Below are 25,505 nucleotides of genomic sequence, written 5' to 3'. Positions count from 1 at the left end.
GGGCCCTCGAGCGGCATCACCGCGCGCCGGAGCGCCCTCCAGACTACGCGTCCGCAGGTGGCGCGGCGCTCAGACCGTGGCGGGCGCCGGGCGCGCGGAGGGCAGCTGCGCGACCGGCCGGCCGGCCGTGGTGCGCACGGGGAGGGTGAACCAGAACACGCTGCCGCCGCGGGGGTCGTCCTCGAGGCCGATGTCACCGCCCATCCGCAGGACGATGCGCCGGCACAGCGCCAGGCTGAGGTGGTTCGTGCGCCGCTCGACCTCCGCGTCCTCGCCCGCGAACGGCTCGAAGACGCCCGCCCGGCGTTCGGAGGGGATCCCCAGGCCCCGGTCGCGCACCTCGATGCGCCACACCTCCCCGCGGAACCGGGAGCCGGTCAGGTCCGCGCTCAGGGTGACGACGGGCTGCTGCCCGGGGGGTGCGTGCACGACGGCGTTGTCCACCAGCCGTTGCAGCACCTGCTGCAGCAACCACGGTTCGCCGATCACCTCCGGCAGCGGCTGGACCTCGATCCGCGGCTGCAGCTCCGCGGGCAGGTGGGCGGACAGGGCCTCCTGCCCGTCGGCCACGAGGGTCCCGAGCGCGAACAGGTCCACCGTCCGCTCGGTGAGGTCCATCCCGCCGACCCGCGCGTACAGCAGCAGGTCGTCCACGAGGCGCCGCGCGGTGTCGAGGCGGCGCTCGACCCGGTCCAGCCGCGCCTGCCAGTCCGCCGAGGTCCACGCCTCGGTCTCGCGGGCGGCGCCGGCCATGTCGGACAGCCGGGACAGCGGCAGCCGCAGCCGGTCGGCCACGACGGTGGTGTAGGCGTCGAGCTCGGCCTCGCGCGTGCGCAGCGCCTCCTCGCTGCGGCGACGGGAGGCGACCTCCCCGGCGAGCTCGGTGGTCGCCCGCTCGACCTCGCGGGTGGCCCGTTCGCGGCCGGCGGTCAGCGAGAACAGCAGGGCCGCCAGCAGCAGGGACGCGGCGGTGCCGCCCACGAGCACCACGAACGGGGCCTGGCCGGTCTCCCCGTCGACGGCCGCCGCGGTCGGCACGGTGGACAGGGTCCAGCGGTGGGTCCCGGCGATGACGTCGGTGCGCAGGGGCGGCCGGTCCGACAACCGCCCCTCGGCGGGCACCTCGCCCATGAGGACCGGGTGGGCCGCGTCGGTCGTGTCGAACAGCTGGAGGCGGCCGTCGACACCGCCGGCCGAACGGGTGCTGGAGGACAGGACGTCACCGAGCCGGAACGCCCCGGCCACCCAGCCGCGGAACTCACCGGCGTCGGGCTGCCCGCGGCCACCGACGACGGGTTCGACGAGGACCACCGACTGCTGCTGCTCCTCGGCCGGTCGCGTCTGGTCGGCCAGCAGCACGTACGGCGCCGAGACCGACAGGGCACCGGAGGTCCTCGCCGCCGTGGCGGCCGCGGCGACCATCGGCAGCGCCGCCGCGTCGACCCCCCGCAGCGTCTCCCGGTTGCCCACGCCGTGGTAACCCACGATGAAGCGGTGCTCGCCCACGTCCGTCCGGGCCGGCTGCAGGGTGATCGGGGCGCCGAGCTCGGCGCGCAGGCGGTCCTGGGCGGCGGCCACCGCCGCGGCGTCGGCGGGCACCGGCACCGTGTAGCTGAGGCTGGAGAGCCCGGGCAGCGCGTCGGCGACGGCGGCCAGGGACTCGAACCGGGCGTCGTCGATCCCCGGTCGCTCCCCGATCCCGCGGCTCAGGGCGTCCAGGGTCGAGCTGTACTGGCGCACCGCGGCGCCCAGGGCGGTGCCCTGCTGGGCGACGAGCACCCTGCTGGCCTGGTCGGCCCGCTCGGCGCCGGCCGCCTCCAGGCCCAGGCTGACCCCGACGCTGCTGCCGGCACCGGCCAGCAGCACCACGACCGGCAGGACGACGACGGCGGCCCGGCGGCGGAAGCTGCGCCGGCCCGTGGCGGCAGGAGGAGGAGTCACGGTGCAGGCATCGACATCCGGAACCGTCTTCTAGACCCCCCTGCCGAAAACTTTGTAGAATTCTAGTACTCGTTCGGCGCATCAGGTCACGCTCCCCCGGGGCCGATACCTTCCCCGTGAACCTCGTGGAACTCGCCGCTCGCAGCGCCCGGCCGTCGCCGGCGACCGCGGTGCTGCGCACCCGCGCCCGTCGCCCGGCCCCGCAGGACGCGACCGACACCTCGCTGCTGCGCAGCGCCCGGCAGGTGGTCGACGCCCTCGCGGGCATCAGCGGTCTGGAGACCTGGTACCTGGGGCGCGTCGACGGCGAGACGTTGCTGCCGCTGGCCGTCTCGGCCGAGGCGCGGTCCGTCGTCGTGGGCCGGCGGGTGCCGTGGTCGGCCACGCCCTGCCGCCGCATGGTCAACGGGCTCGGCCCGGCCGTCGTCCCGGTGCTGGCCGCGGTCCCCAACTACGCGCGCGCCCCCTACGCCACCGCCCTGGGGATGACCGCCTACGCGGGCCTGCCGCTGCGCGACGCGGACGGTCGCCTCCTGGGCGTCCTCGCCGGCTGGAGCAGCCGGCCGGACCCGGTCGTGCCCCCCGGGCTGGAACCGGTCGTGCGGGCCTTCAGCGAACTCCTCACCCAGACCCTCGCGGCCGAGGTGCGCGACGACGACGCCCAGCGGGCCCGCGAGCGGGAGTCCGTGCGCCGCCAGGCCGCCGACAAGGTCACCTCGCTGTCCAGCCGCACCGGCTGGGGTGCCGTCCTGCGCCAGGAGGACCGGCGCAGCGCCGAACGCGGTGTCCCCGTCGCCCTGCTGGTCGTCGACGTGGGCCTCGTCCGCTCCGCCGCCCGGCTGCAACGGGCCACCCAGTCCATCGTGCGGGCCCTGCCCGGGGCCCTGGTCTCCCGGCTCAACGCCCGCCAGTTCGGGGCCGTGCTGCCCGACGTCGAACCCGACGCGGTCCCCGGGACCGCCCAGGAGGTGACGGCCGCGCTGCGGGCCGAGGGGTTCTGCGCGACCAGCGCGTGGGCGACGTCGGGTGAGGCCGACGACCTCGGCGGCGTCTGGCTGCTGGCCGAGCAGCGCCTCTACACCGCGCGCCGCGACGGGAGGAACCCGTGAACGCCGCCGTGAACGCCGCCGTGGTCTCCTCCCGCGCCGGCCGGTTCGCCCCCGTGCTGCGGCAGGTGGGTCCGGTGCGCGCCGCGGCGACCCTCGCGCTGCTGGCCGGCACCGTCGCCCTGCTCGCTCACGACCGCGCCGTGCGGCACGCCGAGGCCTGCGCCTCCGCCTTCCTGGTCCGGCGGACCTGGGGGCCGGAGGCGCGCTGCCTGGCCGACAACACCCTCTACCGGGTCGACGGGGTCCTCGCCGGGCACACCGTGACCATCGGGTGCAGCGCCGTGGTCCTGCTCGTGCCGTTCGTCCTCGTGGCGGGGCTGCTGCTGCCGGTGCGGCGGATGTCGGCCGTCGTCACCCTCGGCTCGCTGGGGATCGCCGCGGTCGTCGTCGCGGCCGTGAACCAGCTGCGGTTGCTGACGATCGCCACCGGCATCCACCTGTGGGGGCTGGAACGCGGCTACGGGGCCACCCACGTCCTGGCCGGTTCGATCGTCAGCACCGTCGGGATCGTGCTGGGCGGGCTGACGTTCCTCGTGCTGCTGACCCGCGGGGCGCAGGTGGTGCGCCGTGGGTAGCAGCGTCCACCTCGGGCTCGCCCTGCTGAACACCGCGGCCTTCGTGCTGTGCGTGCTGTTCCTCAGCTACGTCATCACCGTCCTGCGCCCGTTCCTGCGCCACCGCGAGGTGGAGCTCGGCGACCGCGCCGACTTCGACTGGCACGTCCTCATCCCCTGCCTCGACGAGGAGACGGTCGTCGTCGGGACCGTCCAGCACCTGCTGGACACCTTCCCCGAGGCGACGGTGTGGTGCATCGACGACGACTCGCGCGACCACACCCACGAACTACTCACCTGGCTCGCGACCCGGCACGAGAAGGTCCGCGTCGTCAGCCGCCGCCCCCCGCAGGCCCGCCAGGGCAAGGGCGAGGCGCTGAACGAGGCGTGGCGGCGGATCCGCGCCGAACTGCCCGAGGGTGCCGACCGCTCCCGCGTCGTCGTGGGCGTCGTCGACGCCGACGGGCGCCTGGAGCAGTTCTGCCCCGACGTCATCTCCGGCCCCACCCTGTTCGGCGACCCGACCGTCGGGGCCGTGCAGGTGCAGGTGCGGATCACCGAGGACGTCGACGCGCTCGTCGGCACCGACCTCGACCGGCTCGTCGGTTCCCGGGCACGGACCGAGGGCGACCACCTCCTCGTCCGGTTGCAGGACCTGGAGTTCGCCGGCCCCATCGCGGCGATGCAGTTCCTGCGCCGGCGCACCGGCAGCGTCGCGATGGGCGGCAACGGGCAGTTCACCCGCCTCACCGCCCTCGACGACGTCGCCCGGGACCACGGGACCCCGTGGCACGGCGCTCTGCTGGAGGACTTCGAACTCGGTCTGCACGTCCTCCTGGCCGGGCACCGCACGGAGTACTGCCACGACACCTTCGTCGCCCAGGACGGCCTGAACCGGGTCGGACCCCTGCTGCGGCAACGGACCCGGTGGTCGCAGGGGAACATCCAGTGCCTGCGGTACCTGTGGGGCGTCCTGAACTCCGAGCGCATCTCGATCCCCGGGGCGCTGGAGATCGCGCACTACATGTGGGTCCCGTTCTCGCAGGTGTTCGGCAGCGTGGTGTTCCCCCTCACCGCGGCCGTCACGTGCTGGTACGCGTTCACCGACCCGCAGGGCCCGGACCGCTGGCTGCTCGCGGGCGCCTGGGGGCTCGTCCCGCTCGGCCTGTTGTTCGGCGTCCTGCCGCACGCGCTGTGGGGCGCCTTCTACCGCACCCGCTGCGGCACGTTCGTCACCCGCCGCGGCGCGCTGTGGATGGGCGTGGCGAACATCGGCTACGGCTACCTGCTGCAGATCTGCGCCTGGCGCGCCCTGTTCCGCGTCCTGCGGGGCCGCCGCGAGTGGCACAAGACCGCCCGGGCCAACGACCGGCCCGTCGCGGGAACCCCCTCCCCCACCCCCCCCCCCACCCCCGTCCCGCGCCGCTGAGGAGCAGGACATGGACGAGAACACCGCACCCCGCCGCCGGGGTCGCCTGCTCGCGGCAGGGATCGCCGGAGCCGCCGCCCTCGGGCTGGCCGTCGCGGGCCCGGCCGCGGCGGACACCGCGGACTCCACGGCCACGGCCGCGACGCTGTCCCTGCTGGGTGCTCCCGCGCTCTCCTCCGGGCCGGTGACGGCGAACTCCGACGGGACGACGACCTCGACCAGCGGGGACCCCACCCCGTCGCTGTCGCTCCTGGGCACGCAGAACCTCATCACCGCCGGGGTCCTGGTGCAGCGGGCCACCGCCACCCCCCTGGGAACCTCCGCGGCGTGCGCCGGTCTCGTCGGGTCGGGGGGTTCGCTGACCATCGGGGCCGACGGGAGGTGCGTGGTCGCCCCCGGCACCGGCCAGGGCGTGCAGATCGTGCTGGCCGGCGGCCTGACCCCCACCGTGCTGAAGGCCGACGCGATCGTCGCGAGCTGCTCCGCCGCCGCCGGCGGCACCCCGACGGCCGGGGTGCGCCTGGTCAACGCCAAGGTGCACCGCGGTGCGGCCGTCACGGCCACGCTGGCCGACCACGCCGCCCCCGGCACCACCGTGAGCGTCCCCCTGGTCGCCACCCTGAAGCTCAACTCCCTCGGCAACCCCACCCCCGACGGCGTCAGCACCTCCGCCCTGGACCTGTCCCTGGTCGGGAGCCTGACGACCCTGTCGGTCGGCGCCGTCACGTGCGGCCCGAACGCGCGGACCGTCCCCACCGACGCCCTGCCCGGCCCCGCCCTGCCCCTGGCCGCGGCGGCCCTGGTCGCCGTGGGCCTGCGCCTGCGCCGCCCCGTCCTGCAAATCCTCGACGTGAAGGGGACCCACCGTGGTTGAGCACCCCGCCGGGGAGGTCGCCGTCGTCTTCGGCACCCGGCCCGAGATCATCAAGCTGGCCCCCGTGCTGCACGCCCTCGGCGAGGACGGGCGGGCCGTCTTCACCGGTCAGCACTACGACCCCGAGCTGACCGACGCGGTGTTCCGCTCCTGCGGCCTGTCCCCGCTGACCCCGGCCGTCACGGGCGTCGGCGGCGGCAGCCGCGCCCAGCAGGTGGCCACGATGGTCGACCAGCTGTCCGCGCTGTTCACCCGTACCCGCCCGCGGGCGGTCGTCGTCCAGGGCGACACCAACACCACCAACGCGGGCGCCCAGGCCGGTCACTACCTCGGGATCCCGGTGGTGCACGTGGAGGCGGGGCTGCGCAGCCACGACCGGGCGATGCCCGAGGAGACGAACCGCCTCCTGGTCTCGGCGCTGGCCGACGTGCACTGCGCCGCGACGCCCGAGAACGCCCGCAACCTCCTCGACGGCGCCGTGCCCGCCGGGTCGGTGTTCGTCACCGGCAACCCCGTGGTGGAGGCGGTCACGGCACTGCTGCCGGACGAGGCGGAGACCGCGCGGCTGCTCGCCGGGCACGGCCTGGACGCCGGGTTCGTCCTGTCCACGGTCCACCGCCCGGAGAACACCGACGACCCCGCCCGGCTGACCGCGCTGCTGGACGGCCTGGGCCGGCTCGGCGCCCCCGTGGCCCTGCCGCTGCACCCGCGCACCCGCAAGGCGCTCGCGGCGTGGGACGTGGCCGTGCCCGCGGCGGTGCGCGTGCTGCCCCCCGTGGACCACCGCACGTTCCTCGCCTTCGCCCGCAGCGCCTCGCTGCTGGTGTCCGACTCCGGCGGGGTGCAGGAGGAGGTCACCGTGCTGCGCAAACCCCTGGTGGTGGTCCGCACCAGCACCGAGCGCCCGGAGTCCGTCGCGGCCGGGTTCTCCGTGCTCAGCGAACCGGGTGACCTCGTGGCCCACGCCGAGCGGATGCTGTCGGCGCAGTCGCTGGCGCGCATCGCCACGACCGCCAGCCCGTACGGCGACGGGCTGGCCTCCCGGCGGATCGCGGCACTGGCTCGGGACGGAGCCGCTGCGCTGCAACAGGTCTGAGAGACCGTGATGCTCGGCGGGGACCTCGACGGGACCCCGGCGGGCCCGGGTGCCGGGTTCCGGGTTCCGGGTTCCGGGACGATCACCCGGGGCCGGCGTCACCCGAACGGCCGATGCACCCGCCGCGCCCGGCCTCCGATTTCTAGAAGGTGCCGAACACCCAGCGCGACCGGACGCCCCACCTCGACGACGACGGCCTCAGCCGCCGCGTCGTGGCCGTGCAGTACCTGGTCACCAGCCTCATCTCCGCGTCGGTGGCCCTGGTCCCGACCTGGACCGGTGTGCGCGGCACGTGCGTCCTGCTCATCGCCGCCGCGGGGCTCCTCAGCGGTGCCGCGCTGCTGCTGACCCGGACCTGGCCGTTGCCGGGCCCGTGCAACGCCATCGTCTCCGCCGCCCTGTCGACCTCCCTGCTCGTGTACTGCGCCGACGGTTCGCCCGCGGTGGGGGTGTTCGTCGCGCTGTACTCCGTGAGCGCCGCGCACGTCCCGTTCCTGCGTTCCGCCCGGGCCGTGGTGCTCGCCACGGCCCTGCCGTTCGCGCTGCTGCCGGCCGCGCTCGTCGCCTCCGGCCACCCGGGGCAGGTGGCGGGGTGGCTGGTGGTGCTGCCCGCCGTCACGGTGCTGCCGGTCCTGGGCGTGCGCTCGCTGCTGCGGCTGGCCGCCCGCCGGGCCCGCCGCGACGTGCGCCTGGACCTGCTGAACCGGGCGGGTCTGCTGGAGACCTGCGCGCGGACGCTGCAGGAGGGGGAGGGCCTGGAGGCCCAGGCGACGGTGAGCGTGGTCCACTTCGACGACCTGCGCGACCTGCGGCTGGCCCTGGGCCCGGACGCCGCGGAGGAGGTGCTGGCCGAGTGCGCGCGCCGCGCCGCCGACCTGCCGGGAGCGGTCGTGGCCCGGCTGGACCAGGACACCCTGGCCGTCGTGCGGCCGGCCGAGCTGGACGGCAACGGGGACCCCGCGCGCACCGGCCGGGCCGAGGGCCGGGTCCTGCGGCAGGTCCTCAGCGAGCACGTGGTCCTGCGCGGGGAGGGCCCCGAGCACGGGCTGCGGCTGCGCCCGGACGTCTCCGTCGGGGTGGCCTGCGCCCCCGAGCACGGTCGCGAGGTCGACGCGCTGCTCGCCCTGGCCGACGTCGCGGCCGTGCACGCCGCCGACCACCAGCACCGCGTGGCCGTCGCGGAGGGGGAGGCGACCGTCGACGCGGAGGCCCTGCGGCTGCACGCCGAACTGCCCGCCGCGATCGAGGACGGCCAGCTGCGGGTGCACTACCAGCGGCTCGTGGCCGCCCGCACCGGCGCCACCGTGGGCCTGGAGGCCCTCGTGCGCTGGCAGCACCCCCGGCGCGGTTTCCTGGGCCCCGGCGCGTTCGTCCCGCTGGCCGAGCGCAGCCACGCCATCGTCGGCCTGACCCACTGGGTGCTGCGCACCGCCGCCGCCCAGTGCGCCGCCTGGCGGGCCCAGGGGCACGACGTGTCCGTCTCTGTCAACCTCTCCCCCGTCGTCCTCGGCGACCCCTCCCTCGTCAACGCGGTGCGCCGGGCCATCGCCGAGAACGCGCTGGCGCCGGGGGTGCTGACGCTGGAGGTCACCGAGAGCGCTCTCCTGGGCGACCCCGAAGCCGCCTCGACGGTGCTGGCCGCGCTGCGGGCCGCGGGGGCGCGGCTGTCCATCGACGACTTCGGCACCGGCTACACGTCCCTGACGATGCTGCGCCGGCTGGCGGTGGACGAGCTGAAGATCGACCGCTCCTTCGTGGTCGCGGCGCCGCAGGCGCCGGCCGACGCGGCGATCGTGCAGGCCCTCGTCGACCTCGCCCACCGCCTGTCGATGGACGTGGTCGCCGAGGGCGTCGAGGACGGCAGCACCGCGGCCCTGGTGCGCGACCTGGGCGCGGACGTCCTGCAGGGCTTCCACTTCGCCCGGCCGGTCCCGGCCGGGGAGGTGTTCGCCCCGGTGGTGCCGGACGCCTCAGCCGAGCCGGTCCTTGAGGTCGGCCACCTGGGGTGAGCGGGCCGGGTCCGTGCCCGAGGCCAGCGCGAGGTAGGTCGCCGCGAAGTCGGTGCGGGCGATGAGCTGGGCCAGCCGCTGCGCGGGGGACCCGTTCTCCGCCACCACCTCCGACGTGAGCACACCCGCGTCGGAGGCGGTGCGGGTGACGGCGTCGGCCAGGCGGCGGTCCTCGTCGCGCACGGCGGCGGGTGCGTCGCGCAGGACGACCAGCCGCTGGCGCGGCCCCGCCGGCCCGTCGAGGAAGGGGTCGGCGAAGACGTCGTCGGCACCGGCGACGAAGGGACCGCCGAAGGTCGCCACGACCTCGCTCGCGTCGTCCGGCAGCGCACCGCTGACCGCGGGCACGCGGGCGGTGCGGGACAGCATCGAGGCGGCGCGGCGGGCCGCCGCAGCCGTGAGGTCCCCGTCGGCCAGCACGACCGGGACGGCGCCGGACAGTTCCAGGGCGAGGCCCTTGGCCGGGTTGACGAAGGTCTCGGTCCACGGCCGGGACGCCTCGGCCTCGGCGTCGAGGCGGTCGGCCACCCCGGCGAGGTCGGCCGGGCCGGCGCTCAGCAGCGTCATGGCGTCGCACGCGAGCAGGACCGGCGTCAGCAGCGACCACAGCGCGACGCGCGAGGACCGCGGGTCGCCGCCGTCGGCGCGCACGCCGCGGGCGGGCCGGACCTGGACGTTGCCCTGACGGGACCCCACCTCGGCCAGCGGGGACCCTTCCCCCGCGACGGTGACGACCCGGGCTCCGCGCCGGGAGGCCTCGACCGCGAGCGCCACCGGCCCGGGCGCGCGACCGGACAGGGAGACGGCGACGACGAGGTCGAGCGGGCCGACCCAGCTGGGCAGGGGGCCGCCGTGCCGCACGACGACGGGGACGGGGCAGCCGCGGCCGGCGAGGGCGAGCAGGACGTCGGCGACGGCGGAGCTGCCCGCCAGGGCGGCCACGACGACGGCGCGGGGCCGGTCGTCGTCGGCCAGCCGGGAGACCCCGGCCTCGGCGGACAGGTCGAGCGCTTCGCGGACCTGGGCCCCGGCGCTGGCCAGGGCGCGCAGGACGCCGCCGACGTCGGCCGCGGACAGGGCGTCCCCGTCGGCGAGCAGGGTCTCGTCGAGGGCGGTCACGACCGGTCCGCCGGAACGTCGAGGGCGGCGTCGGTCAGCAGCACCGGGACGCCGTCGACGACGGGGTAGCGGATGCCGTCGTCGGTGGCGAGGAACTTCGCGCCGTCGACGCTCACGGGGTGCAGGGGCCGGCCCGTCAGCGGGCAGCGCAGGAGTTCCAGCACCCAGTCGGTCGCGGGCGAACCCCCGGCGGAGTTCCCGGGGGCGCTCACGCGGACTCCCCGCGGACGATCGCGAGCACCCGGTCGCGGACGAGGGCCATGGTCGCCGCGTCGGCCCCCTCGGCGTTCAGCCGCAGCAGCGGTTCGGTGTTCGAGGCGCGCAGGTTGAACCACCACATCGGTTGCGCCTCCGAGGCCGGGTGGAACACCGTGACCCCGTCGAGCCGGTCGACCTCGACCTCCTCCCCCTGCGCCGCAGCGGTCTGCGTGATCGCCGCGACGACGGCCTCGGTGACGGCGGCGGCGTCGTCGACGGTGGAGTTGATCTCGCCGCTGGCGGCGTACAGCTCGTACTCGGCGGCGAGCTCGGACAGCGGGCGGTCCTGCTCGGCGAGCGCGGCGAGGACGTGCATCGCGGCGAGCATGCCGGTGTCGGCCGACCAGAACTCGCGGAAGTAGTAGTGCGCGGAGTGCTCACCGCCAAAGACGGCGCCCTCCTCGGCCATGCGCTGCTTGATGAAGGAGTGCCCGACGCGGGTGCGCACGGGCGTGCCGCCGTCGGCGGCGACGAGCTCGGGCACGGCGCGGGAGGTGATGAGGTTGTGGATGACGACGGGCCGGCGGCCGGCGCGCAGCTCCTTGGCGATCTCGCGGCGGGCGACCATCGCGGTGACGGCGCTGGGGCTGACCGGGTCGCCCTTCTCGTCGATCACGAAGCAGCGGTCGGCGTCGCCGTCGAAGGCCAGGCCGATGTCGGCCCCCTCGGCGGGCACCGCCTCCTGCAGGTCGAGGAGGTTCTTCGGGTCCAGCGGGTTCGCCTCGTGGTTCGGGAAGGTGCCGTCGAGCTCGAAGTAGAGCGGCACGACGTCCAGGGGCAGGGCGGGCAGCCCCGCGTCGTCGCCCAGGACCGCGGGGGCCGTGAACCCGCCCATGCCGTTGCCGGCGTCGACGACGACCCGCAGGCGGCGGCCACCGGTGAGGTCGACCAGGGAGCGCAGGTGCGCGGCGTAGGCCTTCAGCAGGTCCTGCTCGTCGACGGTGCCGACGGCACCGGTGCCGCCGGGGACCTCACCGGAGTCGAGCCAGCTCTGGGCGAGGTCGCGCACGGCGGACAGCCCGGTGTCCTGCCCGACGGGCCTGGCGCCGGCGCGGCACAGCTTGATGCCGTTGTACTGCGCCGGGTTGTGGCTGGCGGTGAACATGGCGCCGGGGACGTCGAGGAACCCGCTGGCGAAGTAGAGGCCGTCGGTGGAGCACAGGCCGATGACGGTGACGTCGACACCGCGGGAGGCGACCCCGTCGGCGAAGGCGGCGGACAGCTCCGGGGAGGAGGGCCGCATGTCGTAGCCGACGACGGCCTTGGGGCCCTGGCCGGCGGGAGTCTCGGGCAGGACGACGACCTCGGCGAAGGCGGCCCCGACGGCGCGCACCACGCGGGCGTCGAGCTGGTCGGGGACGGTGCCCCGGACGTCGTAGGCCTTGATGACGGACGACAGGTTCACGGTCGGGGCGCTCACGCTGGGGAGCCTACAAGCGGCGCCGCGCCCGGGGCGGTGCCGCAGACCCGGGCGCTGCCCCGGTCGGGTGGCTCAGCGCTTGCGGGAGCGCTCCAGGATCCCGTCGACGCTCAGGGGACCGGCCGCCGACGTCCAGCTGCGCTCCTCGCAGACGTGGCAGGAGGTGAACTGCACGGGGGTGCCGTCGGTGAGCGACATGGTGAGCTGCGTGACGCGCTCGCTGCCGCAGTGGGCGCACACGGCGCTCTCGCGGTGGGCCGCCTGCGTCAGCGAACCCAGCGGCGGGGCGGTCCGGGCGGCACGGGGGCGTCGGGTGGCTCGGGGCGCGTCAGCGGCTGGCACGGGTGTCCATCGGCAGGGCCCCCGGCGCAGCTGAGACGTCCCAGCGGGTGACTTCGCGCCCGCTCCCGGGCGCCGCGTCAGCGCCGGTCGCGGTCGCCGATGACGCGCAGGTGCCCCCGGCGCACGGCCGGGGCGTCGGGGTCGATGGCGCCCGCGCCCCGCCCGCCGAGCGGGTGGTCGCGCACGGCGTCCACGAGGGCGTCGAGGTCGTCGTGGTGCTTGGCCGCCTCGAGCAGCTCGGGGGCCAGCCGGACGACCTCCCAGCCGCGCGGGGCGGTGAGGCGTTCGGCGTGCACGGCGCACAGGTCGTAGGTGTGGGGTTCGGCGAACGTGGCCAGCGGGCCCAGCACGGCGGTGGAGTCGGAGTACACGTAGGTCAGGGTCGCCACGGCGGTGCCCCCGCACGCGGTCCGCGAGCAGCGCCGGGCGCTGGGGGCGGTGGATCGGCCGGCTCCCGGGCGGGAGGCGTTCGTTCCTGGGGTGCGGGTGGTCACGCGCGGCACGCTACCCCCCGGCGCGGGCCCGCGCCGCCCACCGCGCCGCTCACCGCCGAGGGGGCGCGCCGCGGGTACTCTCGCCCGGTGGTCCTCCGACGCCGGGCTCAGACCCGCCCCCGCCGACGCCGTGACCGCCACGGCCGCGGCCTGCGCGGACCCCTGCTGCCGGCGTCGCTGCCGGCCGCCCGCACGCGCGCGGAGCGGTTCGACGACCTCGTGCTGGACGCCGTCGAGCTGCTGGAGCGGCGCTGGGCCGAGCAGCTGGCGGGGGTCGAGTTCGCCGTCGAGGACGTGCCCCCCTCGGACCCGGCCCCGTGGGAGGACGACGTCGTGCCCCTGGGCCGGTTGTTCCCGGCCCAGGGGCAGCGGCCGGCCCGCGTGGTGCTCTACCGCCGGCCCCTGGAGACGCGCGCCGACGGCGACGACCTCGACGACCTCGTCGCCGACGTCGTGGTCGAGCAGGTGGCGCACCTGCTGGACCTGCCGCCGGAGGACGTGGACCCCCGCTACGGCGAGTGACGTGACGGGTGGGCTCAGGCCGCCTTGGCCCGCGAGAGGATGAGCTGCAGCAGGGTCAGGACGGCGCGCTTGACGTCCTCGCGGCTGCGGGCGTCGAGGGCGACGACCGGGACGGCGGGGTCGACGTTGGCCGCGGCCCGCACCTGGTCCAGCGTGAGCTGGGTGCGACCGGCGAAGGAGTTGACGGCCAGCACGAACGGCAGGCCGATCTTCTCGAAGTAGTCCAGCGCCACGAAGCAGTCGTCGATCCGGCTGGGGTCGACCAGGACGATGCCGCCGAGAGCGCCGTCGGCGAGGTCGTTCCACATGAAGCCGAACCGGTCCTGCCCGGGGGTGCCGAACATGTACAGGATGATGCTGTCGTCGATGGTGACCCGGCCGAAGTCCATCGCCACCGTCGTCGTCGTCTTCTGGCTGCCCTCCCCCGCGTCGTCGACCCCGACCGAGGCCGAGGTCATGGCGGCCTCGGTGCTCAGCGGCTCGATCTCCGACAGCGCCCCGACGGTCGTGGTCTTGCCGACCCCGAAACCGCCGGAGACGAGGATCTTGACCGGGATGGGCGGTCGTTTCACGGCGACCTCGACAGGGACGGACGGCCGGACGTCAGAGGGCAGCGACACCGTTGATCAACCTCTCGATGAACGAGACGTCGAACGCGAGGGACTTCGCGGTGGACGTCGTGATGAGCAGTTCGCGGCCGACGAGGTCGCCGACCAGGACCTGGGCCACGCCCAGGGGGACGCCGACGAGGGCGGCCACCTCGGCGACCGACCGCGCCTGCGCGCAGACCTGCAGGACCTGACCGGGTTCGAAGGCCAGGGACCGCTCGGCCACCGCCCGCTCCCCCAGCGGGGTGAGGACGGCGGTGGTCTCCATGGCGACGCCCGCGGCGCCACCACCCGTGCGACCACCCGTCAGGAGGTAGGCGCGGACCTCCTCGTGCCCCTCCTGCCCGTCCTCGTCCTCCCGCCCGTCCTCCGGCGCCGCCGGGGCGGCGGAGGGGGCCGGGGCGGGAGCGGCGGCTCCCGCCCCGAGGAACGGGCGGTCGAACTCGTCGAACTCGTCGAAGTCCTCGAACCCGTCGAGCGCGTCGCGGTTCACAGCTGCAGGGAGGTCTTCAGCTCGGTGACGAGCTCGGGCGTCAGCAGCGACCCGACCCGCTCGACGAGCATGGTGGTCTCGTAGCCGACGAGCCCCAGGTCGCAGTCGGCCGAGGTGACGACCCCCAGGCAGGCCCGGCCCGCGATCGAGGACACCAGCAGGTAGCCGGAGCCGAACTCGGTGATGACCTGGCTCAGCGGCCCCTTGGACAGCAGGCGCGAGGCCGAGACGGCCAGCGTCGTCAGGCCCGACACCGTGGCGGCGAGCTTGTCGGCGTCGGCGCGGACCAGGTCGGCCCGCATGGTCATGAGCAGGCCGTCGGAGGACACCCCGATGGCCTGTTCCACGCCCGGGGTCTGCTCGACGAAGCGCTCGAGCAGGAAGTTGACGTCCTGCGCGTTCTGGCTGACGGTGCTGACGCTCATGATCACTCGCTCTCGGTGGACGCTTCGGTGGACGCTCCGGTGGACCCGGTGCCGTGGAGCTCGGCGCTCTCGCGGCGGGCGCGGGAGACACCGCTCTGCAGGCCGGACAGGCCGCGGCGGACCTGGTCGGCCGAACGCGGGGTCGTCGCGGCGGCGGCCGCGTCCTCCCCGGTGTCGGGCAGCTGGGCGCCGCGCACGCGGGTGGGCACCACGGGCGCCTGGACGGGGACCTCGACCGGCGGGGAGGCCACGACGGGGCCCGCACCCGTGTCGGCCGTGCGACCGAGGTCGCGACCGAGCTCGCCGAGCTGGGCGCCGCGGACGCGGGCGGACGGGACGACCGGAGCCGTCTGCGGACCCGGGGCCGGCGCGGGAGCCGGGACCGGGGCGACCGGGGCCGCGTGAGCGACCGGGGCCGCGAGGGCCTGCGCGGGAGCGGCCTGGACCGCCTGCACGGCGGCGACGAGCTCGGGCTCGGCGACCGCGACCACGGGCGCGGTCACGGGGGCCACCTCCACGGGCGCGGACGCCGTGGCGGGGGCTGCGGCGGGAGCCTCGACGAGCAGCGACGGCGGGAGCTCGACCGTGGCGACGACGCCCGCGCTCGCGCCGGCGGACAGGACGACGCCCATCGACCAGCGGTCGGCCAGCAGACCGACGACGTGGTGGCCGAGCAGGCGGGAGTCGGGGCGGGTCAGGGCCGCGTAGGCGATGCGGCTGTTGGCCTCGTCGAGCTCCTCGGCGCTCATGCCGATCCCGGCGTCGGCGATCGCGATGCGGTAGCCGCCCTCGCCGGTGGCGGTGCCGGTGACGACGACGCGGGTGCTGCCGGCCGAGAACGCGGTGGCGTTCTCCAGCAGCTCGGCGATGAGGTGGGTGGTGTCGGCGGCGGCGCTGCCGTGCAGCGTGACGTCGTCGAGGGTGGACAGGTCGACGCGGGAGTAGTCCTCGATCTCAGCCAGGGCCGCGCGCACGACGTTGGCCGCCTTGACCGGGCGGGACTTGGCGCGGGTCTGCTCGGCGCCGGCCAGGACGAGCATCGACTCGGCGTTGCGGCGGACGCGGGTGGACAGGTGGTCGAGCTTGAACAGCTTCTCGAGGACCTGCGGGTCCCGCTCGCCGCGTTCGAGGTCGGCCAGGAAGGCCAGGGTCCGGCTGAGCAGGTTCTGGTTGCGGCGGCCGAGGTTGACGAGCATCTCGGCGGCGGCGCGGTCGGCGCGGTGCTGCTCGACGGCCAGGTCCAGGGCGCTGTCCTGGACGTGGTTGAACGCGACGGCCAGGTCGGCCAGCTCGTCCTTCGTGGTGACCGAGAACGCGGGCAGCGTGGGCGGCGTCGCGTCGGCCGGCATCGCGCGGACGGCGCTGATGGCCTCGGGCAGGCGCTGGGAGGCGACCTCGTCGGCGCGGGCGGTGAGCGCGCGCAACGGGACGACGACCGTGCGGATGAGGGCCAGCAGCATGAGGGCCACGAGGACGACGGCCAGGACGGCGAAGCCGACGATGAAGCCCTGGGCCAGGCTCGCGGTGCGCGTGGCGGCGGCCTGGGCGGCGCCGTCGCGCGCCGTGACGGAGGCCGTGAGCTGGTCGGTGACCGTGACGATGTCCTGGAACGCGGCCAGGCCGTTGCTGAGGTAGCCCTCGGCGTCGGCGACGCGACCGTCGCGGTAGGCGATGACCGCACGGTTGTCGAAGTCGAACCAGTTGTCCCACAGCGCGATGAGCTGCTTGTTCATGTCCTGCTCGCCCGGGGTCATGATGTCCAGGGGCGCGGTCAGCAGGTCCAGGCGCAGGGCCTGCTTGTCCTTCTCGAGGCCGGCGAAGTTGGCCGAGGACGGGTCGAGGGCGGCCTGCGCGCCGACGCGGTAGGTGTCGAACGCGACGCCGGTCTGCCAGCCCGAGACGTCGGCGCCCCAGAACTTCTGCTGCGTGGCGTACTGGACGACCCGGGAGGTCTCCCGGGTCTGCTCCACGGCCCGGTGCTGGGCCTGGTTCCCGACGTAGGCGACCACGCCGGTGAGCAGGGTCAGCGCCAGGATCACCCCGAACGCGATGGCGAAGCGTGCGCCCACCCGGACGCGGCGCAACAAGAAGGTCATCCCTGCTCCTCTTCCAGCGGAGCGCCCTCGGCGGAGGCGGCGCACCGGACAGTCATCGGTGACGTGCTCGCCGGGGAACCGGCGCTGGAAGAGTGATCGTCGGGTCCGCGAGGACCCTTCAGGGGCCGAACGGATGATTGCTGAATCGTTGCCGGGAGGTCGGGCGGGTCAGCGCTGCCACAGCAGGGCGGCGAGCTCGGAGGCCACGGCGACGGGAGCGGACTCCTGCGTGCTCAGCTCCACGACCTGCACCTGCGCACGCCCGTCCGCACCGGCCTGCACGCGCACGCCGTGGTCGCCGGAGGCCAGCCCCAGGACCACGTCGAACCCCGGGGCGCCCGCGGCGAGGTGGGCGACCGCGGCGACGGCCCGGCCCAGGTGCCCGTCGGGGTCGACGTCCCGGGCGTCGAGGGACGCCGCGGCCAGGGCCGTCTCGAACTCGTCGCGCACGGCGCGCTCGGTGCGGACGTGACCCTCCAGGCGGGAGGCGACGGCCTGGCGCCGCTCCCAGATCGACTGGTTCATCGCTCCCCTCCTGCTCCCGGAGGTCCGGCGGTCCTCCCCGACCTGTCTTCTCGGCAGGCCGGGGAACCGGCTTGAGCGTCGCCGCGCGGGGCCGTCAGCCGATGCGGCGCTTGAGGCGGCGGCGCTCGCGCTCGCTGAGGCCACCCCAGATGCCGAAGCGCTCGTCGTTGCCGAGGGCGTACTCCAGGCACTCCTGGCGGACCTCGCAGGACTGGCAGACGCGCTTGGCCTCGCGGGTGGACCCGCCCTTCTCGGGGAAGAAGGCCTCGGGGTCGGTCTGGGCGCACAGGGCCAGCTCCTGCCAGCCCGGGTCCTCCGGCGTGAGGCCGGACAGCCCGCTCAGGCCCCCCGTCATCTCCACGAGCGTCAGCTCGGGCCGGCCGTCGGCGCTCGTGGGACCCGCCGCGCCCTCGCCGGTCACGTCCTCGGCTTCGTCCTCGGGTTCGAGGTACTCGACGTCGTCACTCACTGGTGGCCCCCACAGCCTCGTCCCGTCACTGCCGGTGATGTGCCAGTCACCCTGCGACCACCACTAAGAGAATTACACGCGTGTCGTCCCGCAGAGTCAAGCCCAGCGTGGTACCTCGTGCTGCACTCGCGAGGACACTCGTCACACCCGTCACACCGGGCGCGCCCCGACGTGCTCCCGGGGTGCTCCCGAGGCGTGCCCGGACGCGCCCCGCGGGTGCGACCGGACGGGTGAGGCGGAGGGCCCGGGAGGGCGACGGGGGATGATGAGCACCGTGAGCGACGTGAGCGGACCCGGCCGACCCCTGCGGATCACGGCCCTCGCCGGCGGTGTCGGCGGGGCCCGGTTCCTGCGCGGACTGCTGGCCCACCTGGCGGCCTCCCCCGACCCCGGACGGAGCGGGGCGGACGTCACGGTCGTCGGCAACACCGCCGACGACGTGACCTTCCACGGACTGCGGATCTCCCCCGACCTCGACTCCGTCATGTACACCCTGGGCGGCGGCATCGACGAGGCCCGCGGCTGGGGCCGGGCGCAGGAGACGTCCGGCGTCGCCGACGAGCTCGCCGCCTACGGCGCCGAACCCTCGTGGTTCACCCTCGGCGACAAAGACATCGCCACCCACCTGGTGCGGACGCGGATGCTGGCCGAGGGAGCGACCCTGTCCGAGGTCACCGCGCGGCTGTGCGAGCGGTGGCGCCCGGGCGTGCGCCTGCTGCCCATGACCGACGACGTGGTCCAGACCCACGTCGACCTCGCCGACGGCCCCGGCGGCGCCGTGCGCCGCGTCCACTTCCAGGAGTGGTGGGTCCGGCTGCACGCCGCGGTCCCCGCCGTCCGCATCGAGGCCGTCGGCGCGGAGCGGGCCACCCCCGCCCCCGGCGTGCTCGACGCGCTGCGCGAGGCCGACGTCGTCGTCCTGCCGCCGAGCAACCCCGTCGTGTCCATCGGCGCGGTGCTGCAGGTGCCCGGCGTCCGGCAGGCCCTCGTCGAGACGACCGCCCCCGTCGTCGGGGTCTCCCCCGTCATCGCCGGGGCCCCCGTGCGCGGCATGGCCGACGCCTGCCTGGCCGCCGTCGGCGTCCCGACGACGGCGGCCGCGGTCGCCGGCCTGTACGCCGACTTCCTCGACGGCTGGCTCATCGCCGAGGGCGACGAGGCGCCCGCGCGCCCGGGCCTGGTGGTCCGGCGCCGCCCGCTGCTCATGAGCTCGCCGGCCGCGACGGCCGACCTCGCCGGAGCCGCCCTGGACCTGGGGCTGGAGCTGGCCGGCCGGGAGCGCGCCGCGTGAGCGCCCACCACTCCCCCGGCCACCTGCAGGTCGTGGGGCTCACCGGCATCGGGGAGGTCCACGCCGGCGACGACGTCGCCGCCCTCGTGGTCGACGCCCTGCACGCCCAGCGCGCCTCCCTCAGCGACGGCGACGTCATCGCGGTCTCCAGCAAGGTCGTGTCCAAGGCCGACGGGCTCACCGCGGCCGCCACCGACCGCGACGACGTCGTGCTGCGCGAGTCGCGGCGCCTCGTCGCCGCCCGGCGCACCCCCACCGGCACGGCGCGCATCGTGGAGTCGGCCGCCGGTCCCGTCATGGCGGCCGCCGGGGTCGACGCGTCCAACGTCGAGGGTGAGGTCGTCCTGACGCTGCCGCACGACCCCGACGCCGCGGCCCGCGCCCTGCGGGCCCGGCTGCACGAGCTGACCGGCGCCGTCGTCGGCGTCGTCGTCACCGACACCGCCGGCCGGCCGTGGCGGGCCGGGCAGACGGACTTCGCCCTCGGCGCCGCCGGGCTCGACGCCCTCGACGACCTGCGCGGCAGCCTCGACGCCTCCGGGCGGGAGCTGTCGGTGACCGCGCGCGCCGTCGTCGACGAGCTGGCCGCTGCCGCCGACCTCGTCAAGGGCAAGGCCGAGGGCGTGCCCGCCGCCCTGTTCCGCGGCCTGGCCGACCTCGTGCTGCCCCTGGACGACCCCGGCCCCGGGGCCCGTTCCCTCGTGCGCTCCGGGGCGGGCGACTGGTTCCGCCTGGGCCACGTCGAGGCCGTGCGGGCGGCCCTGGGCGCCGGCGGCGTCGAACCCCCGCCCGTGGTGCCCGGCACCCTGACCGACCGCCTCGACCGGGCCGCCGAGGTGGCCCTCGCCGCCGGGCCCGTCTCCGGTGGCGCGGTGCGCCGGGAGGGGCCGGGGCTGCGGGTCGAGGCCGGCGACGAGTTCTCCCTCGGCGCGCTGACCCAGCGGGTGCTCGCGGCGCTGTGGACGGAGTTCCTCGTCGGACTGGTGGACCGCGAACCCGGCAGCGTCCTCGTGCGCGCCGTCGAGCTGCCGCGCTGACCCGGGCCGAGACGGTCCGGCCGGTCCGGGTGAACTACCGTCGGAGCGTGGAAAACCGAGCCGAGACGCGGGAGTTCTTCATGACCCGCCGGGCCAAGCTGCGCCCGGAGGACACCGGCCTGCCGGACTTCGGGGGGACCCGCCGCGTGCCGGGCCTGCGCCGCGAGGAGGTCGCGCTGCTCGCCGGCGTCAGCGTGGAGTACTACACGAGGCTGGAGCGCGGTGACCTGGCCGGGGTCTCGGACGGGATCCTCGACGCCCTCGTGCGCGCGCTCCAGCTGGACGACGCCGAGCGCGAGCACCTGTTCGACCTCGCCCGCGCCGCGGGACCGGCGCCGAGGTCGGCGCGCCGGAGACGCGGGCAGGTCTCGGACAGCCTGCAGCGGTTGCTGGACGGCATGACCGGCATCCCGGCGTTCATCCGCAACGGCCGCCTCGACGTGCTGGCGATCAACCCCCTGGGCCGGGTGCTCTACTCGGAGGCGTTCGCGCACCCCGCGCGCCCGGTGAACCTGGCGCGGTTCTGCTTCCTCGACGAGGGGGCGCACCGGCTCTACCCGAACTGGCAGGAGGCCGCCGAGGTCGCCGTCTCGCTGCTGCACACCGAGGCCGGCCGCGACCCCTCGGACGAGGGGCTGACCGAGCTGGTGGGCGAGCTGTCCACCAGGTCCGAGGAGTTCCGGACCCTGTGGGCCAGGCACGACGTGCGGCTGCACCAGAGCGGCTACAAGGACTTCCGGCACCCGGTGGTCGGCGACCTGCACCTGAGCATGGACGCCCTGGCGATGCCCGCCCAGCGGGGGCTGACGCTCACCGCCTACAGCGCCGAGCCGAACACCCCGTCGCAGGAGCGGATGCGCCGGCTGGCCGGGCAGGTCCAGGGCGCGGCGGCGCTCAGCGGCTGACCCCGGGCGGGGCGGACGCACGGGTGCCCCCGCCACCGGGCCGCGAGGGCCCGGTCGGCGGGGGCACGGTGCCTCACTTGCCGCTGTAGACCGGGAAGGCGGAGCTGTCGCCGTAGTCGCGGTCGTGCAGGTCCCGCAGCGTGGCCATGTCGTCCTCGGAGATGACGAAGTCGACCTGCGCGTTGGAGCGCATGTGGTCGGGGTTCGCCGTCTTCGGCAGGGCCACGGTGCCGAGCTGCACCACGTAGCGGATGCACAGCTGCGGGACCGAGACGTCGTACGTCTCGGCCATCGCCTTGACCTCGGCGTTGTCGAGGATCTCGCCGTGGGCGATCGGGGAGTACGCCTCGACGCGGATGCCCTTGCTCTCGCAGTAGGCCAGCAGTTCCGTGGGGGTGTTGCCGGCGTGAACCAGCACCTGGTTCACGTGCGGGGTGACGGTGGCCGTCTCCAGCAGGTCGTCCAGGTCCTCCTGGAGGAAGTTGGACACGCCGATGGCCCGCACCTTGCCGGCCTGCAGGGCCTCCTCCATGGCCTTCCACGCCTGGCGGTTGCCCTCGGAGTAGTCCCCGCCGCGGAAGTCGTCCCACGGCTGCGGGGCGTGGATGAGCAGGAGGTCGACGTAGTCCAGGCCCATCGTCGACAGGGACCCGTCGATGGCCGCGACCGCGCCATCGTAGTCCTTGATCTCGGCGGCCAGCTTCGTGGACACGAACAGGTCCGCGCGCGGCACGCCGGAGGTGCGCACGCCCTCACCGACACCGCGCTCGTTGCCGTACGCCTGGGCGGTGTCGATGTTGCGGTACCCGACCTCGATCGCGGCCTTCACGGCGTCGGCCGCCTGGTCGTCGTCGATGAACCAGGTGCCCAGCCCCAGCTTGGGGATCTCGACGCCGCCGGTCAGGGTGTAGGTCTCGTCCAGGGTGCTCATGGTGTTCCTCTTCACTTCCCGTCGTTCGTGGACAGCTGGCCGTACACCTCGTCGGTGACCGGTTCCAGCCACTCGTTGCTGACGCCCTCCCCGGGCGTGATGAAGGCCAGGTGGCTGAACCACGCGTCGGCCTTCGCGCCGTGCCAGTGCTTCGTACCGGCCGGGACGCGGACCACCGACCCCGCGACCATGCTCACCGGCTCCTCGCCCTCGGCCTGGTACCAGCCCGAGCCGGCGGTGCACAGCAGGACCTGGTCGCCGCCACCGGCGCTGCCGTGGTGGACGTGCCAGTTGTTGCGGCACCCCGGCTCGAAGGAGACGTTCGAGACCGGGACGCTCCCCCCGGCGAGGGGGGCGAGGTAGCTCTGCCCGGTGAAGTACTGCGCGAAGGCGTCGTTGGCCTCGCCGGTCGGGAAGGGTTGGTCGAAGTCGTCGGGGCTCGTCATCGTTCCTCCAGGTTTCCTGCGTGTTCTGAGTTTCCTGAGTTTCCTGCGTGTTCTGCCGGTGCCCCGCGGTCGGTCACCGGTCGGTCTCTCGCGAGGTCACGGGCGCGCGGCGTCACCAGGCGTAGGACTGCGGCGCGGTGCCGGGACCGGGCCAGATGCGGTCGAGCTCGGCCAGCGTCGCGGTGTCCAGCTCGATCTCCAGCGCGGAGATCGAGGACCGCAGCTGGGCGGTCGTCCGGGGCCCGGCGATGACCGCCGAGACGGCGGGCTGGTGCAGCAACCACGCCTGCGCGACCTGCGCGGGGGCGTACCCCAGACGGTGGCACAACTCCTCGTAGCGGGCGAGTTGGTCCGCGAGGCGCCGGCGCTCGGCCTGCGCGCCGTCGGAACCTCGGCGCACCGCGTCCGGGCCCGGGTCGCGGCCGGCGAGGACGCCGCGGAACAGAGGGCTCCACGGCAGCAGCCCGACCCCGAAGTGCTGCAGCGCAGGGATCATCTCCTGCTCGACCGCGCGGTTCGCGAGGTTGTAGAAACTCTGCTCCGAGACCAGGCCGAGGGAGTTCCGCGACCTCGCCGTCAGCTGGGCCGTGGCGACGTCCCAGCCGGCGAAGTTGGACGAGCCGACGTAGGTGATCTTGCCCTCGGTCACGAGCTGGTCCATCGCCTGCCAGATCTCCTCGAACGGGGTGTCCCGGTCGACGTGGTGCATCTGGTACAGGTCGATGTGGTCGGTCCGCAGCCGCCGCAGGCTCGCCTCGCAGGCGCGCTTGAGGTGGTACGCCGACAGGTGGCGGTCGTTCGGCCCCGTCCCCATCGGCTGGTAGACCTTCGTGGCCAGCACGACCTCGTCGCGGCGGCCGGTGCGGGCGAACCAGTCGCCGACGATCTCCTCGGAGGTCCCGTACCCCTGGACCATGTCCGGGGTCTGCGGGCCGCCGTAGACGTCGGCCGTGTCGATGTGGTTGACGCCGGCCTCGAGGGCGGCGTCGAGGATCTCGTGGGCCTCGGCCTCGCCCGTGGCGTCGCCGAAGTTCATGGTGCCCAGGGCGATCCTGGACACCAGCAGGCCCGAGCGTCCCAGGTGCGCGTGCTCCATGCCGCTCCTCGTTCTTCCTTCGCTCGTCCGTTCGCGTGCGGTTCCACGCTAGGTCGGTCACCGGGGCGGTGGCAGACCCTGCTGGTACCACCTCTGGCGCGGGCCCCCGACGACGGCCGGGTCAGCCGTCGAGCGCGACGACGACCTTGCCCGTTCCCCGCCCCGAGCGCACGTGGGCGGCGATCTCCCCCGCCCGGTCCACCGGGAAGACCCGGTCCAGGACGGGACGGACCGCCCCGCGCTCGACGGCGGGCAGGACCTCGGGCAGCAGGCCGGCGACGACGCCCGCGGTCTCCTGGGCCCGGGTGAAGCCGAAGGAGACGCCGTGGACGCTCAGGTGCCGGTAGGACAGCGCGTCGAGGTCGACGGTGGAGGCCGGGCCCGCGAGCCGGCCGATGTTCACCACGTGCCCGTCGTGCCGGGTGGCGGGCAGGCAGTCGGCGAAGACCCGGCCGCCGACGTGGTCGAGGACGACGTCGACCCCCTCGCCGCCGGTGGCGGTGAGCACCGCCCCGGTCAGGTCCTGCTCGCCGGTGACGACGACGTCGTCGACGCCGACCGAGGTGAGCAGGTCCCGCTTGTCCGGGCTGCGGGTCGTGCCGATCACCCGGGAGGCGCCGAGCGCCTTCGCGACCTGGACGCCGACGAGCCCGATGCCGGTCGAGGCGCCCGTGACCAGCACGCTCTGGCCGGGCCGGAACCCGGCGACGGTGAGAGCGCCGTGCTCGGTCAGCAGACCGGTCGGCAGCGCGACGGCCTCGTGCGGGGCGAGCCCCGCCGGGCGGGGCACGACGAACCGGTGGTCGGCGACGACGAACTCGGCGAACGACGACGGGATCGAACCCATCACCGGGTCCCCCACCCGCCAGTGGCCGGCGCCCGCCCCGACGGCGGCGACCTCCCCGGCGTACTCGTACCCGGCGACGAACTCGTCCCCGTGCCCACCCGCGGTGGGGTCGGCCGCGGCGAGCAGGGGCAGGTCGGCGTTGTTCACCGCCGCGGCCCGGACGCGGACGAGGACCTGCCCGGGTCCGGGCCGCGGGACGGGCACGTCGTCCAGGACCCAGTCGGGTCCACGTCCGGCGATCAGGGCGCGCATCGTGTCGGTCATCGGGTACTGCCTCCCTGGTGGCGGGCGAGGGCACCGGCCGGTCCGCCGGCGGGGGGGGGGAACCCGTGACGGGCGGGGGCGGTGCGGGCGTCCGGTCCAGGGCACCACGGACCGCACGCCGGTGGCAGACCCTGGGCTGCGGGGGTACCGGCGGGGACTGGCACACGTCCGGGCACCGGCGTGGACTCGGGTGATGACCTCCCGCGGGGTCGGCGGCCGCGCCGACCGGACGACGCCCCCGGCCCGGCTGCGCCCCGGTCTGCGGGCCGCCCTCGCGGCAGTCACCGACACCCCCGCGGCGGTCCTCACCGACCGGCTGGACGTGGTCGCGACCAACCCGCTCGGGCGGGCGGTGCTGGCCCCCGTGCTCGGGCACGACCGACCGAACCTGGCGCGGTTCCTCTTCCTGGACGAGGACGCCTCGACGGCGTTCTACCCCGACTGGGACCGGGTCGCCGACGAGCACGTGCACCGGCTGCGGACCGCGGCCGCGCGCGACCCGCACGACCGGACCCTGCACCGGCTCGTCGGGCAGCTGTCCACCACCAGCGTCCCGTTCCGGACCCGCTGGTCGAGCACCCGGCGGTGCGCCCCCCACCGGCCGCGCGTCGTCGTCGCCCACCCCCTGGTCGGGGAGCTGGAGCTGGTCCGCGAGGACCTCGTGCCGGCCGGTGACCGGGCGCTGACGTTGCGCATCGGCACGACCGCGCCGGGCACGGCCTCGGCCGAGCGGCTGGGCATCCTGGCCAGCTGGGCCGCCGACGACCACGCCGGCGGCTGACCCGGCGCGCACCCGCGCGGCCGGGGTCCGCCCGGGCGTGCCAGGCCCTGGCGGTACCCCCTCACGACCGTGCCTGGCAGACCCGCCCGGAGCGCGGTTGCATGGTGCCCGTGCGGGAGGGATC

Annotated in this window: 27 protein-coding genes; 11 read left to right on the top strand and 16 right to left on the bottom strand. The window is 75.3% G+C overall.

Features of this window, described 5'->3' with window-relative positions; translation table 11 throughout:
• Nucleotides 1-69: 69 nt before the first annotated feature.
• On the bottom strand, nucleotides 70-1,941 hold the full coding sequence (locus AB2L28_RS19595) for an ATP-binding protein (RefSeq protein WP_370720673.1): 1,872 nt from the start codon (nucleotides 1,939-1,941) through the stop codon (nucleotides 70-72).
• 116 nt (nucleotides 1,942-2,057) lie between these two features.
• Between AB2L28_RS19595 and AB2L28_RS19590 the strand changes: the two genes are divergently transcribed.
• The 6 genes from AB2L28_RS19590 (at nucleotide 2,058) to AB2L28_RS19565 (ending at nucleotide 9,012) form a co-directional block, all read left to right on the top strand.
• Complete coding sequence (locus tag AB2L28_RS19590) at nucleotides 2,058-3,050, top strand: hypothetical protein (protein WP_370720672.1); 993 nt, start codon at nucleotides 2,058-2,060, stop codon at nucleotides 3,048-3,050.
• Nucleotides 3,047-3,625 (top strand): hypothetical protein, encoded by a 579-nt coding sequence (locus AB2L28_RS19585; protein WP_370720671.1) that lies wholly within the window; start codon nucleotides 3,047-3,049, stop codon nucleotides 3,623-3,625. The genes AB2L28_RS19590 and AB2L28_RS19585 overlap by 4 nt, the downstream gene beginning before the upstream one ends.
• Nucleotides 3,618-5,033 carry a glycosyltransferase family 2 protein gene (locus AB2L28_RS19580; RefSeq protein ID WP_370720670.1) on the top strand — a complete coding sequence of 472 codons (1,416 nt, stop codon included), beginning with the start codon at nucleotides 3,618-3,620 and terminating at the stop codon, nucleotides 5,031-5,033. Before AB2L28_RS19585 ends, AB2L28_RS19580 begins: the two co-directional genes overlap by 8 nt.
• A 10-nt stretch (nucleotides 5,034-5,043) precedes the next feature.
• Nucleotides 5,044-5,907 carry a hypothetical protein gene (locus AB2L28_RS19575; RefSeq protein WP_370720669.1) on the top strand — a complete coding sequence of 288 codons (864 nt, stop codon included), beginning with the start codon at nucleotides 5,044-5,046 and terminating at the stop codon, nucleotides 5,905-5,907.
• Complete coding sequence (gene wecB, locus AB2L28_RS19570; protein ID WP_370720668.1) at nucleotides 5,900-7,003, top strand: non-hydrolyzing UDP-N-acetylglucosamine 2-epimerase; 1,104 nt, start codon at nucleotides 5,900-5,902, stop codon at nucleotides 7,001-7,003. The genes AB2L28_RS19575 and wecB overlap by 8 nt, the downstream gene beginning before the upstream one ends.
• A 149-nt stretch (nucleotides 7,004-7,152) precedes the next feature.
• Nucleotides 7,153-9,012 (top strand): EAL domain-containing protein, encoded by a 1,860-nt coding sequence (locus AB2L28_RS19565; protein WP_370720667.1) that lies wholly within the window; start codon nucleotides 7,153-7,155, stop codon nucleotides 9,010-9,012.
• On the opposite strand, the gene AB2L28_RS19560 is transcribed toward AB2L28_RS19565, so the two are convergent.
• The 5 genes from AB2L28_RS19560 to AB2L28_RS19540 all read right to left on the bottom strand — a co-directional run bounded on the left by AB2L28_RS19560 (nucleotide 8,974) and on the right by AB2L28_RS19540 (nucleotide 12,645).
• Nucleotides 8,974-10,131, bottom strand: coding sequence for an SIS domain-containing protein (locus AB2L28_RS19560; protein WP_370720666.1), 1,158 nt, complete (start codon nucleotides 10,129-10,131; stop codon nucleotides 8,974-8,976). The two genes, AB2L28_RS19565 and AB2L28_RS19560, sit on opposite strands and share 39 nt — an antisense overlap.
• Nucleotides 10,128-10,343 (bottom strand): Trm112 family protein, encoded by a 216-nt coding sequence (locus AB2L28_RS19555; protein WP_370720665.1) that lies wholly within the window; start codon nucleotides 10,341-10,343, stop codon nucleotides 10,128-10,130. Before AB2L28_RS19555 ends, AB2L28_RS19560 begins: the two co-directional genes overlap by 4 nt.
• Nucleotides 10,340-11,809, bottom strand: a complete 1,470-nt coding sequence (locus tag AB2L28_RS19550; protein ID WP_370720664.1) for a phosphomannomutase/phosphoglucomutase — start codon at nucleotides 11,807-11,809, stop codon at nucleotides 10,340-10,342. Before AB2L28_RS19550 ends, AB2L28_RS19555 begins: the two co-directional genes overlap by 4 nt.
• A 72-nt stretch (nucleotides 11,810-11,881) precedes the next feature.
• Nucleotides 11,882-12,151, bottom strand: coding sequence for a hypothetical protein (locus AB2L28_RS19545; protein WP_370720663.1), 270 nt, complete (start codon nucleotides 12,149-12,151; stop codon nucleotides 11,882-11,884).
• A gap of 77 nt (nucleotides 12,152-12,228) precedes the next feature.
• A complete protein-coding gene (locus AB2L28_RS19540; RefSeq protein ID WP_370720662.1) occupies nucleotides 12,229-12,645 on the bottom strand; it encodes a DUF3499 domain-containing protein in 417 nt (138 codons plus the stop codon).
• An 87-nt stretch (nucleotides 12,646-12,732) separates the two neighbouring features.
• Here AB2L28_RS19540 and AB2L28_RS19535 point away from each other — a divergent pair, with 87 nt between their 5' ends.
• Nucleotides 12,733-13,167 (top strand): metallopeptidase family protein, encoded by a 435-nt coding sequence (locus AB2L28_RS19535; protein ID WP_367638561.1) that lies wholly within the window; start codon nucleotides 12,733-12,735, stop codon nucleotides 13,165-13,167.
• 14 nt (nucleotides 13,168-13,181) lie between these two features.
• Here the strand turns inward: AB2L28_RS19535 and AB2L28_RS19530 are convergent, their stop codons facing one another.
• The 6 genes from AB2L28_RS19530 to AB2L28_RS19505 form a co-directional block, all read right to left on the bottom strand.
• Nucleotides 13,182-13,781, bottom strand: a complete 600-nt coding sequence (locus AB2L28_RS19530; protein WP_370720710.1) for a GTP-binding protein — start codon at nucleotides 13,779-13,781, stop codon at nucleotides 13,182-13,184.
• Nucleotides 13,771-14,268 carry a DUF742 domain-containing protein gene (locus AB2L28_RS19525; RefSeq protein WP_370720661.1) on the bottom strand — a complete coding sequence of 166 codons (498 nt, stop codon included), beginning with the start codon at nucleotides 14,266-14,268 and terminating at the stop codon, nucleotides 13,771-13,773. Before AB2L28_RS19525 ends, AB2L28_RS19530 begins: the two co-directional genes overlap by 11 nt.
• A complete protein-coding gene (locus AB2L28_RS19520) occupies nucleotides 14,265-14,693 on the bottom strand; it encodes a roadblock/LC7 domain-containing protein (protein WP_370720660.1) in 429 nt (142 codons plus the stop codon). The genes AB2L28_RS19525 and AB2L28_RS19520 overlap by 4 nt, the downstream gene beginning before the upstream one ends.
• Before the next feature lie 2 nt (nucleotides 14,694-14,695).
• Nucleotides 14,696-16,789 carry a HAMP domain-containing protein gene (locus tag AB2L28_RS19515; protein WP_370720659.1) on the bottom strand — a complete coding sequence of 698 codons (2,094 nt, stop codon included), beginning with the start codon at nucleotides 16,787-16,789 and terminating at the stop codon, nucleotides 14,696-14,698.
• A 168-nt stretch (nucleotides 16,790-16,957) separates the two neighbouring features.
• Nucleotides 16,958-17,314, bottom strand: coding sequence for a hypothetical protein (locus tag AB2L28_RS19510; RefSeq protein WP_370720658.1), 357 nt, complete (start codon nucleotides 17,312-17,314; stop codon nucleotides 16,958-16,960).
• A 94-nt stretch (nucleotides 17,315-17,408) separates the two neighbouring features.
• Entirely contained in the window at nucleotides 17,409-17,669 is a 261-nt protein-coding gene (locus tag AB2L28_RS19505; RefSeq protein WP_370720709.1) for a WhiB family transcriptional regulator, read from the bottom strand.
• Nucleotides 17,670-18,087: 418 nt separating this feature from the next.
• Here AB2L28_RS19505 and cofD point away from each other — a divergent pair, with 418 nt between their 5' ends.
• From cofD to AB2L28_RS19490, 3 genes are read left to right on the top strand one after another with little or no spacing between them, the layout of a single operon-like run.
• A complete protein-coding gene (gene cofD, locus AB2L28_RS19500) occupies nucleotides 18,088-19,074 on the top strand; it encodes a 2-phospho-L-lactate transferase (RefSeq protein WP_370720708.1) in 987 nt (328 codons plus the stop codon).
• Nucleotides 19,071-20,111 (top strand): coenzyme F420-0:L-glutamate ligase, encoded by a 1,041-nt coding sequence (gene cofE, locus AB2L28_RS19495; protein ID WP_370720657.1) that lies wholly within the window; start codon nucleotides 19,071-19,073, stop codon nucleotides 20,109-20,111. Before cofD ends, cofE begins: the two co-directional genes overlap by 4 nt.
• Nucleotides 20,112-20,158: 47 nt before the next feature.
• On the top strand, nucleotides 20,159-21,016 hold the full coding sequence (locus AB2L28_RS19490) for a helix-turn-helix transcriptional regulator (RefSeq protein WP_370720656.1): 858 nt from the start codon (nucleotides 20,159-20,161) through the stop codon (nucleotides 21,014-21,016).
• A 73-nt stretch (nucleotides 21,017-21,089) separates the two neighbouring features.
• On the opposite strand, the gene AB2L28_RS19485 is transcribed toward AB2L28_RS19490, so the two are convergent.
• From AB2L28_RS19485 to AB2L28_RS19470, 4 genes are all read right to left on the bottom strand, one after another.
• Entirely contained in the window at nucleotides 21,090-21,947 is an 858-nt protein-coding gene (locus AB2L28_RS19485; protein ID WP_370720655.1) for an aldo/keto reductase, read from the bottom strand.
• Nucleotides 21,948-21,958: 11 nt separating this feature from the next.
• Nucleotides 21,959-22,393, bottom strand: a complete 435-nt coding sequence (locus AB2L28_RS19480; protein WP_370720654.1) for a cupin domain-containing protein — start codon at nucleotides 22,391-22,393, stop codon at nucleotides 21,959-21,961.
• Between the two features lie 112 nt (nucleotides 22,394-22,505).
• Nucleotides 22,506-23,489 carry an aldo/keto reductase gene (locus AB2L28_RS19475; protein ID WP_370720653.1) on the bottom strand — a complete coding sequence of 328 codons (984 nt, stop codon included), beginning with the start codon at nucleotides 23,487-23,489 and terminating at the stop codon, nucleotides 22,506-22,508.
• 121 nt (nucleotides 23,490-23,610) lie between these two features.
• Nucleotides 23,611-24,600, bottom strand: coding sequence for a quinone oxidoreductase family protein (locus AB2L28_RS19470; protein ID WP_370720652.1), 990 nt, complete (start codon nucleotides 24,598-24,600; stop codon nucleotides 23,611-23,613).
• A 193-nt stretch (nucleotides 24,601-24,793) separates the two neighbouring features.
• Between AB2L28_RS19470 and AB2L28_RS19465 the strand changes: the two genes are divergently transcribed.
• Complete coding sequence (locus AB2L28_RS19465) at nucleotides 24,794-25,381, top strand: MmyB family transcriptional regulator (protein WP_370720651.1); 588 nt, start codon at nucleotides 24,794-24,796, stop codon at nucleotides 25,379-25,381.
• Nucleotides 25,382-25,505: the final 124 nt, after the last annotated feature.

The organism is Kineococcus mangrovi (assembly GCF_041320705.1).
Classification (GTDB): Bacteria; Actinomycetota; Actinomycetes; order Actinomycetales; family Kineococcaceae; genus Kineococcus; species Kineococcus mangrovi.
This window is presented reverse-complemented; position numbering and strand designations above follow the sequence as displayed.